Raw genomic sequence first — 11,918 nt, 5'->3', positions numbered from 1 at the left:
TGATGGGTATCTTAATGCGCTAGAGGCCAAGAACTGAATGGTCGGCGACTTGGAAGGGCAAAATGACCGTGGAACCACGAATCTGAGTCAGAGGCGGAATCATGGCTGTGGTTTCAGACGGTTATGACTCTCATGCATGCGTAACAACCAACAAGAATACCAACAAAATGTTTCTGTGGTTACTTTCATTCCTCATGGAATGCGCGACTGATTTGGTCCGACAGCGGCTTCACAAAATAAGAAAGCGCCGTACGCTCGCCCGTCTGGATCATCGCTTCGGCCGGCATGCCGGGCACGAGCGTCAGGTCCTTGAGCTTCGTCAGTTCCGCATGCGGAACCGACAGACGCACCAGGTAATACGAAACGCCGTTTTTTTCGTCCGTCGCCAGATCGGCTGCGATCCGGCTGACATATCCGTTCAATACCGGCGTGGTCCTCAGATTGAAGGCTGACATCCGCAGCACGGCCTTGTGACCAAGCTGGATTTGGTCGATGTCCTTCGGGGTGATTCGTGCTTCAAGCGCAAGATCGTCGCCATCCGGCACGATTAGCATAATCGGATCGGCGGGCGTGATCACTCCTCCGACCGTATGAACTGCGAGTTGTTGAATGGCGCCTGACTGCGGCGCGACAATATCGATCCGTCGCAGTTCCTGTTCAGCCGCCACCTTGCGCTCAACATACTCCCCAACCTGCGCCTGAACCTCTCTGAGCTCCTGGCCGACTTCCGTCTTGAAATCCGGATCGATCTGCAGGATCTGCAGGCGCGTTTCGGCTATGCGGGCTGCCGTCTGTGCCTGATGTGCAATCTTCTCACCGCGTTCGCCGCCGAAAGTGGCAACCTGCGTCTTCAGACTGTTCAAGCGTTGGTCCGAGACAATGCCTTGGTCGCGCAGCCCACTCAGGGCAGCAATTTCCTTTTGGAGGATCTCGGTGCTTTTCTCACAAGCGATTGCCTGCGCCTTGAGCCCCTCGATCTCGTGCTCATATTGAGTGATGCGTTCCGCTAGCTGCGCCTGCCTTCCGTCGCGGGATTGTCTGCGGAATTCGAACAGCCGCGTCTCGCCATGTACTGCCGAAGCTACGTCCGGAACATCTCTGCGGGCGAGCAGCCAGTCCGGGAAGGCGATCTCCGCCAGATCGTCACGCTCAGCTTCGAGTCGTGCCAGGTTGGCGGCCAGCTCATCGAGCCGCTTGGTGACTACAGCGAGAGTGGCGCGCGTCTGGGTGGCGTCGAGCCGCATGAGGATGTCGCCGGCTTTTACTTTATCACCTTCGCTCACCAGGATTTCTCCCACCACCCCGCCGGTCGGGTGCTGCACCTTCTTCACATAGGAATCGACGACAAAGTGTCCGGACGCGACAACCGCGCCGGAGAGATTCGTGAAGGCCGCCCAGGCTCCGGCTCCTCCCACAAAGATCACGCTCGCCAGCAGGCCCGCCACCAGGTGCCGGCGAATGGACCTGGAAACGTCATTGTTCTGATGAATGCCGGACACCGGGATCCTCCATGTCAGCGCGCTCGTTATCCTGTGTAGACTCGATGGCCTTGACCCCAGCGCCTGATGCCATCGCTGCCCCCTTAAGGACTTTGGAAAGCGCCTCATCACGCGCACCGAATGCTCGCTGCCGTCCACCTTCCATCACCAACACCAAATCCACGGCGCGGATGGCGCTCGGCCGATGGGCAACGACAACCGCAATGCCCTTGCGCTCGCGCACGGAGGCGATCGCCTTGACAACCGCAGCCTCGCCTTCCGCATCGAGATTGGCATTGGGTTCATCCAGCACAACAAGGAAAGGGTCTCGATAAAGAGCACGGGCAAGACCGATACGCTGGCGCTGCCCGGCGGAAAGTGCCGATCCGGCCTCACCAATCGGAGTTTCGTAGCCGTGCTCAAATCGGAGGATCAGTTCGTGCGTGCCCGCTGCTTTCGCCGCGGTGACAATAGCCTCAGGGTCAGGATTATCTTCAAAACGAGCGATGTTTTCGGCAATGGTGCCGTCGAATAGTTCAACACCTTGCGGCAAATAGCCGATATGACGGCCTAGCGCTTCCCGGTCCCATTGATCGAGGCTTGCGCTGTCGATGCGAACCTTTCCGGCGACCGGCGCCCATGCGCCGACGATGGCGCGCGAGAGTGTCGACTTGCCCGAACCCGATGCACCGATGATCCCGAGTGCGCTTCCCGCCTGAACGGCAAACGCAAGGCCGGTCACGGTCGGCTTCCTTTCGCCGGGCGGAACGATTGTCACGCCTTCGAGGCGGAGTTCGCGTTCAGGTGCAGGCATTGGCATAACAGGAGCGGTTTCAGGAACCTTTCCCAAGAGGTCCTCCAGCCGCGCCCAACCCTGGCGCGCCATGAGGAAGGGTTTCCAGCTTGAAATGGCCAGATCGACCGGAGCCAGCGCACGCCCCATCGTGATCGAACTGGCAATCATGACCCCGGCCGTAGTCTCCTGCCTGATGACAAGGTACGCGCCGACGGCAAGAATGGCCGATTGCAGCAGCACGCGCAGCGACTTTGAAATGCCACCCAGCCCACCTGCCACGTCCCCGACTTTCCGGTTGGCGGCCAGATACTTGGCATTGGCCTTGTGCCATCGGGCAGCGATCCGCTTTGCGAGACCGAGAGCTTGCACGACCTCGGCATTGCGGCGCGCTGCTTCCAGTAGACCATTGCGTACCATGTTGTGGTCAATGGTATCGCGTATCGGCCCTTGCGAGAGAGTGTTGGTAAGGAGTGTCAGAGATGTGAGACCGATCGCCCCGACAAGTGCCGTCATGCCGATCCAGAAATGAAAGAGGAAGCAAATGCCAAGATAAAGCAGCATCCATGGCAGATCGAAGAACGCTGTCGGGCCGTTTCCACCTAAGAATCCGCGAATATTGTCGAGGTCGCGAAGCGGCTGCAAGCCGTCGCCCGGCATGCGCGTTAAAAGCGGAAGGCGAACGATCGCATCGTGAACGCGTCCGGAAAACTGTTCATCGAAACGCTCGCCAATCCGCAGCAGCACGCGGGCGCGCAAAACGTCGAGCAGGCATTGGAACGCATAAAGCCCTGCAGCAAGCACGACGAGCCCCACTAGCGTCGATACGCTGCCACTTGCCAGAACGCGGTCGTAGACCTGAAGCATGAACAGCGGCGAGATCAGCGCAAGCACGTTGACCACGCCGCTGATCAACAGAATTCCCCAAATAGCGGAAGTCAGAGGGAAAGGTCTCAAAGCTGAATCCTTCAAGGAATGGTTACTCACGTAGGTCTTGTGAGGATCTGGCGACCCAGCTCCCTATATTGCTCCCCGAGCGGCAACCGACTCGCTGATTCAGGATCAGTGCTCCCGCCGAATATGTTTGGTTTGGCATCTAATGGAGCGGGTCAACAACAACACCGTCCGGCTGAAGGTTTGGAAGGGCAACGTCATCGTGGCCGGCCGCAAGGGCCCGAACAGGCTTCCGCCTCCACGCGTTCAGGGAGATTTCGGTGTACGACCAGCGCGACGTGCAGGGCTTCGTCAAGCTATACACGCTGCGACTGCTCCCGGGCGCCCCGGCCCATCGCAAGTAGCGGAGACGGAAAGCGCCCGCCCAGGGGGCGGGGCGCTGTTCCGTATGGGTTTTCTGGATCAAACGAAGGTGAAGTCCGACGCGGTCAGGCCTAGGTCGGCCACGGTGACCACACCGCCCAGGTGGGCGAACTCATGCCCGTTGTTCTCGGCGGTGACATAGGCCAGAGTTGCGACTCTGTCGCTGTAGCTGCTTTGGTAGACAATGATGTCGCCGGCGTGCTCGCCGGAGATCGCACTCGCGGCTTCAGAAGCAGAGTTGAAAGATTCGCCAGTGATCACCACGACGTGTTCGCCGTTCGCACCCGAGGCCGCACCACTGTAGAAGCTGCTCACCGGGTAGCCGGACTGTATGCTGGCGTTGTTGACGAAGTTCGCGCCAAAACCGTCGTTGTAGAGGCCCACCGCATCGAAGGCGAACTTGTCCTCCGCCGGGTTGAAATCGGTGATAGTGGTAATGTCCGGCTTCGACCCGACACTCGGGTCGACCCCAGGCACCGGATTGTGGAACTGGAACACGAACGTGTCATTGTCGGTGCCCCCGGTCAACGTATCCTGGCCGTCACCCACGTAGAGGACGTCCTGGCCGGGACCGCCGCTGAGCCTGTCATTGTCCTCACCGGAGATGCGCGCGTTGAAGCGGCCGTTGTCGCCGGAGAGATCGTCCCAGCCATCTCCGCCGAAGATGCGGTCGTTACCCTCGCCGCCAATAGCTCGGTCACTGCCCTGGCCAGCCGAGATCTCGTCGTTGCCGCCACGACCGTCAATCCAGTCATTGCCCTGGAAACCCTCCATCCAATCTTCAAGCTCGGTGCCGAGGAGTGTTTCGGAACCCGGGCCACCCTCGATAATCTTTGCCATCGAAAATACTCCTAATGATGCACCCTGCCTGACGCGTTCATATTCCTCGTCGGATAATTAGAGAAATCGATTGCTTGGATAGACACACATTTACGAAATGGATGCACTCACGTTCACTTCGCCCTTCTGCTGAGCAGTTGCGGGCTCGCTGGCGGCGGGGACGCTGGTCGCCCAAGCAATCGATCTGAAGATTCGACACTCAAACCACCAGGACAACACTTCGTAACGGGGCCGTCCTAGTTCGGCCCCAAACTTCTCTCTGTTTGCTCGACGCCGGCATACCCGCACCGTAAGCGCTGGACGAGGACAAGTTCCGCTGGCCGCGGGTGGAGAACGGCGTGATCCGGCTTGCCGCGCCGAACCGATGGCGCTCGTCGAAGGCTTGGACTGGCGCGTTTGAGCCGAACGGAGACGGCGTCCGACGTCGGCCGGATAGGCCGTGGCGAAGTGACTCAGGCGCAAAAGGCGGGCCTCAGGCCGTGCAAAATAAGCTCCTGTCGGCGTCATGACGAGAAGCGCTTCGGCCCGTCCCCACGAAATCGATCCGCTCAAGGCGATGTTCGTCGCCATGGCGGCGGAGAAGGCCGAACTGCAACAACTCCGGAGCGAAACACTCAAGGCGAGATCGTCCGGATGGCGACACTCAACGAGCGTGCCCAGGAGAGGATCGCCGACCTTCATGGGATCGTCAAGCAGCTGGAGCGCGCCGCTTCGGTCGCAGCTCCGAGAGGCTCGAACGTGCCCAGCAGGCCTTCGCCTTCGAAATCAGACCGGGCTCGGCGCGATTGAGTCCGAGCTCGAGGCCGCAAGACCGACAGGCGAGCCGCGACGTGCTGCGCGACCGCGCAAGGCGTTCCCGGCGCATCTGGAGCGGGTCGAGATCGTCATCCAGCCCGAGCCATGGGGGAAGAAGCGCTCCCGCAGCCAATCGTCCAGTCCGTCAAACGCGGTCGGCCGCACAGGCTTGCGAAACGGAACAGTCCCGCCCTCGCTTAGATACCGAGGCACCGTGTTGCGAGCGCACCCGAATTCGTTCGCCCGTCGGTTCCCCAGGCAGCATCGCTGCCACCTCTTCAGGCTGAAGGATCTGCTCTCCCTGCATCGTTCTCGACAATGCAGGAATCGCCCAATCCCAATCGCCATCCATGCCTCCTCTCATAACCGAGGGGTCGTCGGCCGACAACTGAGACGTCCGGTGCTCTTAGGCGGGGTAATCATACGAGATGCCTCCTGCAACATCATTTCCCGCATCCATAGGCTTGCTGGATCATTATTGTGAAGCGCAGGCCATTGGACGGCCTCCGTGAATGCGGCAGGAAGTGGCGGCGGAAGTTCGACAATCCGCAGGGGTGTTAATTTTGCGAAATGCTGCGCCAGCCGTAAGGGCATTGTCCCGATGCGGTTGGTGCCTGATAGAAGGGGCGGGATCATGCTAAAGCCCTGTACGACGACCTCGATACGTCTCTCGAAACCGTTCTCGAGCAAATACCATTCCTCGATGGAGGGCTGCCGGGTGTCCCCGAATTTAAGCACAACCTGCCCCATCGACAAGTATCGGTCGAATGTAAGTGGCTCTGACAGCTGCTTGTTCGTGCCGCAGCCTACGCATACGAGTATATCTTCGAACAGGGCTGCGCGAGGATGTTTCGACATGAACACTTCCGGCATAATCAGAAAATCAACGTCGCCGCGCCGGAGAAGCTCCTCGGGGTCGTCGGAAATAAGCAGACATTCGAAGCGGACGGCGGGAGCTTCCCGCGCAGCACGCTTTACGATCTTCTTAAAAAATACGAGTGTGAGGTAATCGGAAAGGATGATGCGGAAGCGACGATCCGATCGGGCCGGGTTAAAGGCGTCCCAGGAAATAATCGACAGCTGGATGTGCAGCAATGCCTCCCGGACTGCTGTGGCGAGCCCCTCCGCGCGCGGTGTCAAAATGAGTTCGCGGCCGTTCATCGTAAATAGCTCATCGCTGAAATAGGCGCGTAACCGACCGACGGCGGCGCTCATGGCCGGCTGACTCAGGTTAATACTGCGGGCCGCGGCGGTGACTTTACGCTCCCTGATCAAAGCGTCCAGCACAACGAGGAGATTTAGATCGAGTCCCTTAAAACGCATGTATTGACCTATCCGACGCGTGGATGGGTATCGCCCAAAGAATCAATTTTACGAATGGTGAGTAGCGTCAACGCATCAGCCGACGACGAAATAGAGCAACCGATAGGAAGAACGGCAAAACCGTGTATATGCAAAGCGCGCCGATATGCAGGCCCATGCTGCCGGCCGGACGGCCAAGCATCGCCGGACGAATGAGGTCAATTGCATGTGCGAGCGGCAACAAGGAGGCGACGTCCTGAAAAGCGCCGGGCAATTGGTTGACCGGAAACATCGCGCCGCAAAGGAACAGCATGGGTGTTACAACAAGCGTATTATAAAATATGAAATATTCATAACTGGGCGCAAGCGCCGTGACGACCATCGCTAGACTCGCGAAGGCGAGGCCACTGAGAGCGATGACTGGCAGCAAGCAGAGGATGGATGGCCACGATGTGTAGCCGAGCGTGGTGGCAACAATAGTGATTGCTGTGCCCGCCATCAGGGCCTTGGTGGCTGCCCACGCCAATTCGCCGAGTAAGATATCGCCGAGCGTCAGCTGAGTGCATAGCATTCCTTCCCAGGTGCGCTGGTTGTCCATGCGGCCGAAACTCCCGTAAACCGTTTCAGCAGTCGCCGATGCCATCGCGCTTGTGGCAACCATGCCAGCCGCGAGAAACGCAATGTACGAAGTGCCCTCAACAGGACCTATCATTGTTCCGATGCCAAAGCCGAGACCGAACAGATAGATCATCGGATCGGCGAGGTTGCCGAGAACCGATGCAAGCCCGATTTTCTTCCATCCAAGATAGTTGCGGCGCCAAACCGCGACCCAATTCCACGCATTGGCGGGCATGGCCGCCGCATAACGTTCGCCCATTGTTCAGTCCTCCATCTCGCGCCCGGTTAGCCGCAAGAACACATCCTCGAGATTGGGGGGACGCTGCAGAAGGCGCAGACCGGCGCGCCCGCGTAGCTGCACCAGCACCTGCTCCGGATCGGGTGCATAGCAAAAAAGCGTCTCACCGCTCACCTCGATGCGCTGTGCGTACGGCCGGATCAGCGCACCCAGTTCATGCGGATTGCCGCCGTAGACCTCGACCACGTCACAGCCGATCTGCTCGTCAATGAGTGCGGACGGGCGGCCTTCGGCGATCTTGCGCCCCTCCTCCATAACGCACAGCCGATCGCACAGCCGCTCGGCCTCTTCCATGAAATGGGTAGTCAAAAGAATAGTCTTGCCCCGCGCCAGCAGCGATCGCAGCCGTTCCCAGATCAGGTGGCGGGCCTGCGGATCGAGGCCGGTGGTCGGCTCGTCCATCACCAGCAAGTGCGGGTCATTGATCAGCGCACGCGCGAGCGTCAGGCGCCGCTTCATGCCGCCGGACAGTTCGGCGACGCGCGCATCCGCTTTGTTCTCGAGGCGGGCGAACTCAAGCAGCGACGGTATGACCGCTTCGATCTGGCGTCTGCTCATCCGGAAGTAGCGCCCGAACACCAACAGGTTCTCGCGTACAGTGAACGCGGTATCAAGATTGTCGAACTGCGGGACCACGCCGATGCGCATACGTGCCAAACGCGCGCGCGCCGGCACTGGAGCGCCGAGCACAGTAATCTTCCCCGCATCAGGCGATGTCATGCCGAGGACCATACGCGCAATCGTGCTTTTGCCCGCACCGTTCGGTCCCAAGAGCCCGAAGCATTCCCCCGCCGCAACGCGGAACGACAGTCTGTCGACAACGAGCTTGTCATAAGTTTTGCTTACGTCAGTAAGATCGATCGCTACCATGGACATGGGTTCATTTTACCGAGAGGGACGCCAAGACTGGCGGTTGCTTGGTTGCCTGCCGGACCTGAAACTGTGACTCGTCTTCGCCATCCCAGCCGTCGATAACGAACTGATCGACATCACAAGGATTTAGCCCCTGTTCCGCCAAAGCGGCGACAATTACGTCGAGATTATCGATGGTTTGATAACGCGGATTGTTGTGCCGCTTTTCCTGCTCAACGCAGAAGACGAGCCGTCCATCCTCGACAAGGGCGATCGCCCCATCATGGGTCAGCTTGGTACCACAGATGCGCATAGTGTCTCCACGTTAACGGCGATAGATTCGATTCATCAGGAAGCGGAAAGCGGGTTCCGGAAACGGACGAGCAAGCAGTCTTCGTTGACCGACTCGCCCCGACACTCAAGACGCTCTACCTCGGTCAACGTTTCGTTCAGCATGGCGATGACCGGCTCAGCACCAGCGGCGTGACCCCAGCGACGGCAATTAGCATCCCTTGCCGATCCGAAGATCAGATGCCCGCCTGGCGCAAGCACCCGCACCAGGTTTTTGACGGCCGCGCGCATCTCGGCTATGTCTTCGAGGTAGTATAGGACCTCCGCCACAACGATCAGGTCAAACAACTCGTCGGTCGAAAACTGTTGAACATCGGAGACTATCCAGTTGATGCGCGACGGCTCCTTTATCCGTTGACGTGCTCGAGCAATCGCTTGCGCCACCACATCGATGACGGTGAGCCCTTGGCAGTAGGGAGCTAGTTTTTCCGTGAATGCGCCGGCAGCGCACCCGACTTCGAGGGCATTTGTAATGGAGCCTTGGGCAAGCGCCAGCTGGAGCATTTGCGTGTGGCGCTCCCGCTCGAACGGATTGCCGTCGAGGCGCCACGGATCGTCTGCGGCCAATTCCCGATCGAGCAACTGATGATTCATGTTCTGGGTCAAACTCGTCCACCTCTCGTCCACCTAGGTAATTAGCGATCACTCGTCGCCGCAGATGTTGCTCGACAGCGCTAATCCCGAAGAATCCGCGCAAGATTGAGCCTGCGAAGCGGAGCCGCATGCGGTGAGAATTCTGCCCTGCTTGATCCAGTGATCGGAGTTTGGGTGGGGGCCTGTTTTCCCCCAGTGTTCGATGTAGCGACAGCAGAGCTTCGCGACAGCCAATCGCTATTGCTCAATGTACACAGCGCGTAGGCCTTCAAGGGAAGTAAGAGAAAGATGTTGATGAACGTGTGCAGGGAAAAGCCCAGAAATCGAAACTGTCGAGCACGAAATGCTACCACGCTGCATCGGAGCATGGTCATGGACACAATCATCAGTCCTGTCCACCAAGGCACAGTGCCTGTCAGTGCGAAATGTGCGAGGCCCGTTAGTACCGATAGGGCGAGGAGTAGCGGCCCGAGATTCTGTCCGACCACGTCCAACGTGAGATAGCTATTGAGGCCGGGCAGCAAGCGCAGCCCAAGCAGCGTGTCCCGGAATGTGCTTCGTGCCCAACGGAGTTGTTGGCGCAGATACGGTCCGAGTCTGTTCGGAACGACTGTGGCCGCGATGGCGCCCGGAACGTACTCGGTTCGAAAGCCTGCTTTCAGCATGAGGATAGTGAGATGGCGATCCTCCCCGAAGTCGCTTGGCTTGCCCCGAAAAAATTGCGACTCGTACTGGTCCAGTAACAAAAGGAGCGCAGACCGGCGGTACATGGCACATGGGCCGCAACAGCACATAACGGCACCGAAGCGAGCCTGTGCCGCGCGCTCCTCGTTGCAAGCCAGCCAGTACTCCATGTCTATCAGCCTTGTCAGCCAGCTCTCGCTCCGGTTACTGGCAATCAACTGACCCATGACTGCGCCGACCGCTGGATCTCGCATTTTCGGTACAAGCTTGGTGATGACGTCGGACGCGAGTATCGTGTCTGAATCAACGTTAAGCACCAAATCCCCGGATGAGCGGCGTATCGCGGCGATCTGCGCCTTGCGCTTTCCAACATTCTCGGGAAGCAAAATGATGTCGAACCTAGGGTCGCGCGCGTAGGTTTCGTGGACAGTTCCTACGGCTTCGCGATTTCCAGAACCGTCATCAACCACATAGACCCGAAGTCTTCCGGCGTATTCTTGGTCTGCAATGGACGCCAGGCACTCTGAAAGCGTGCGCGGATCCTCGTTGAAGCAGGGGACGATGACATCCACGCTGGGCAGTTGATAGGAGCCGGCGAGATCCTCCAACGCCGATGAGTCGTTTGTCGGCAGAGCATAAATCCCCTGCATGCTCTTATAAGCAGTCGAGAGCAGTGCATAAAGCGAAATGGCCACAGTGCTGGTTGTACCAAGAAGAGTCATGGGATCTCGTTTGTTCAGTGATGTTGAGGAAGTGAGCGGATTACAAATCCGCGCTCATGAAGTGCTGGAATCAGCCGGGACAGCGCCGTGACCGTCTGGTCGCGCAGACCGGCGTGAGCGCCCTGGCTCAACTCGCCGGGAGGGCATCCGTCGTGCAAGAGTACGATTGCGCCCGGCCGGACAGAGGCGAGCACGGTATCGACAATCGCGTCGACCCCAGGGCGAGACCAATCTCGAGGGTCGACGGACCAATGGAGGGCCGTCAGCCCGGCGATCTGTGACGCTGTGAAGACTTCTTCGCTCCAGGCCCCGTAGGGCGCGCGAATATAGCGCACCGAGGCCTGAGGGCACGCCCTCATGATGGCGCCGTTCGCTTCAAAGATCTCACGTTGCACTTCGCCGAAGCCGCATTTGTACAGATCCGGATGAGTCATCGTGTGGTTGCCTAGCTCGTGCCCTTCTGCAAACATTCGTTGGATTAGATCCGGGTGCTCTAAGGCGTAGGCGCCGATGACGAAGAAGGTCGCCGGCACCCGCTGCTCTGCCAACACATCCAGAACCTCCGGTGTGAAAAGTGGATTGGGACCGTCGTCAAACGTCAGATAAACGCTGCGACGGCCGGTGCCGTCAGAGCACTCACGGCGCACTTCGTACAAGCAATCGGGACGGCTCATAGCTCTGGTCCGTTCCGATCGATCATCGTGCCCGTGGGCCATTCGCTGATCGGCCGTCCAACTGCCAGAACAATGGTGAGTGCGTCATCGATGCGTGTGGGCGGCAGGTCGAGGCGCGCCTCTGGTCGGGTGGAGCGCACGCGAATTCCCGACAAAACGGCCAAAGGGCTGTATCGCCGCCCGAACCTCTCAACATGATTCCGCAGCGCGTCCCGGACGGTTCCGAAAGCGAATGGAACGCCAAGCTCCTGCAGTATTGGAAGCATGACATGGATTGAATGGGCGATTCCGAGACCCTCAAGATCCGGACGTACCCCGTACAGGCCCAGCTCAGCCACCAACAGATCGACCGCGTCAACCTTGATGAAACGGCGCAGTATGCCCATGTGAGCCGCTACACCGCTCGAATCATAGGCGATTGCGCGGAGTTCAGGCCTGGCTCCGGCCCAGCTTCGACTACCTTCGAACGGTTCTGCGTTGGACGCCCCAGTCGGCCCGTAGGTATTACGAAAGAACTGGGCGAGCTCGACGTGGTCCGAGAGCTGCAACTCGTTTTCCCAGCACAATTTCCACTGCACCTGAGGGCGCATTCAGGACCTC

10 protein-coding genes and 2 pseudogenes are annotated in these 11,918 nt (G+C 59.1%); all 12 read right to left on the bottom strand.

Annotated features, from left to right (window positions below):
• Positions 1-185: 185 nt before the first annotated feature.
• A complete protein-coding gene (locus NKH13_RS26260; RefSeq protein WP_352915447.1) occupies positions 186-1,499 on the bottom strand; it encodes an HlyD family type I secretion periplasmic adaptor subunit in 1,314 nt (437 codons plus the stop codon).
• Complete coding sequence (locus NKH13_RS26255; protein WP_352915513.1) at positions 1,474-3,243, bottom strand: type I secretion system permease/ATPase; 1,770 nt, start codon at positions 3,241-3,243, stop codon at positions 1,474-1,476. Before NKH13_RS26255 ends, NKH13_RS26260 begins: the two co-directional genes overlap by 26 nt.
• A gap of 384 nt (positions 3,244-3,627) precedes the next feature.
• Positions 3,628-4,428, bottom strand: coding sequence for a calcium-binding protein (locus NKH13_RS26250; protein ID WP_352915445.1), 801 nt, complete (start codon positions 4,426-4,428; stop codon positions 3,628-3,630).
• A gap of 900 nt (positions 4,429-5,328) precedes the next feature.
• Positions 5,329-5,575 (bottom strand): annotated as a pseudogene (locus NKH13_RS26245) (hypothetical protein); the annotation flags it as partial.
• An 8-nt stretch (positions 5,576-5,583) separates the two neighbouring features.
• Positions 5,584-6,546, bottom strand: a complete 963-nt coding sequence (locus tag NKH13_RS26240; RefSeq protein ID WP_023678269.1) for a LysR family transcriptional regulator — start codon at positions 6,544-6,546, stop codon at positions 5,584-5,586.
• 67 nt (positions 6,547-6,613) lie between these two features.
• Positions 6,614-7,402 carry an ABC transporter permease gene (locus NKH13_RS26235; protein WP_352483783.1) on the bottom strand — a complete coding sequence of 263 codons (789 nt, stop codon included), beginning with the start codon at positions 7,400-7,402 and terminating at the stop codon, positions 6,614-6,616.
• A gap of 3 nt (positions 7,403-7,405) precedes the next feature.
• The gene (gene nodI / locus NKH13_RS26230; protein ID WP_023719311.1) at positions 7,406-8,317 is read right to left on the bottom strand and encodes a nodulation factor ABC transporter ATP-binding protein NodI; all 912 of its coding nucleotides are present in this window, start codon (positions 8,315-8,317) and stop codon (positions 7,406-7,408) included.
• A gap of 43 nt (positions 8,318-8,360) precedes the next feature.
• Positions 8,361-8,606 (bottom strand): annotated as a pseudogene (locus NKH13_RS26225) (carbamoyltransferase N-terminal domain-containing protein); the annotation flags it as partial.
• A gap of 35 nt (positions 8,607-8,641) precedes the next feature.
• Positions 8,642-9,238, bottom strand: a complete 597-nt coding sequence (nodS, locus tag NKH13_RS26220; RefSeq protein ID WP_352915510.1) for a nodulation methyltransferase NodS — start codon at positions 9,236-9,238, stop codon at positions 8,642-8,644.
• Between the two features lie 80 nt (positions 9,239-9,318).
• Positions 9,319-10,644, bottom strand: coding sequence for a chitooligosaccharide synthase NodC (gene nodC / locus NKH13_RS26215; protein ID WP_352915441.1), 1,326 nt, complete (start codon positions 10,642-10,644; stop codon positions 9,319-9,321).
• 14 nt (positions 10,645-10,658) lie between these two features.
• A complete protein-coding gene (nodB, locus tag NKH13_RS26210; protein ID WP_352915438.1) occupies positions 10,659-11,318 on the bottom strand; it encodes a chitooligosaccharide deacetylase NodB in 660 nt (219 codons plus the stop codon).
• Positions 11,315-11,908 (bottom strand): NodA family N-acyltransferase, encoded by a 594-nt coding sequence (locus NKH13_RS26205; protein WP_352472404.1) that lies wholly within the window; start codon positions 11,906-11,908, stop codon positions 11,315-11,317. Before NKH13_RS26205 ends, nodB begins: the two co-directional genes overlap by 4 nt.
• Positions 11,909-11,918: the final 10 nt, after the last annotated feature.

It is taken from the genome of Mesorhizobium sp. M1348 (assembly GCF_040317925.1).
GTDB lineage: Bacteria > Pseudomonadota > Alphaproteobacteria > Rhizobiales > Rhizobiaceae > Mesorhizobium.
Note: the sequence above shows the minus strand (reverse complement) of the source record. Positions and strands in the feature narration are given on the sequence as shown.

Excerpts from the sequence above, each read along its gene's own strand:
- nodS (WP_352915510.1), bottom strand. The coding sequence starts at position 9,238 with ATGAATCATCAGTTGCTCGATCGGGAATTGGCCGCAGACGATCCGTGG.
- NKH13_RS26250 (WP_352915445.1), bottom strand. The coding sequence starts at position 4,428 with ATGGCAAAGATTATCGAGGGTGGCCCGGGTTCCGAAACACTCCTCGGC.
- nodC (WP_352915441.1), bottom strand. The coding sequence starts at position 10,644 with ATGACTCTTCTTGGTACAACCAGCACTGTGGCCATTTCGCTTTATGCA.
- NKH13_RS26205 (WP_352472404.1), bottom strand. The coding sequence starts at position 11,908 with ATGCGCCCTCAGGTGCAGTGGAAATTGTGCTGGGAAAACGAGTTGCAG.
- NKH13_RS26240 (WP_023678269.1), bottom strand. The coding sequence starts at position 6,546 with ATGCGTTTTAAGGGACTCGATCTAAATCTCCTCGTTGTGCTGGACGCT.
- nodB (WP_352915438.1), bottom strand. The coding sequence starts at position 11,318 with ATGAGCCGTCCCGATTGCTTGTACGAAGTGCGCCGTGAGTGCTCTGAC.
- nodI (WP_023719311.1), bottom strand. The coding sequence starts at position 8,317 with ATGTCCATGGTAGCGATCGATCTTACTGACGTAAGCAAAACTTATGAC.
- NKH13_RS26235 (WP_352483783.1), bottom strand. The coding sequence starts at position 7,402 with ATGGGCGAACGTTATGCGGCGGCCATGCCCGCCAATGCGTGGAATTGG.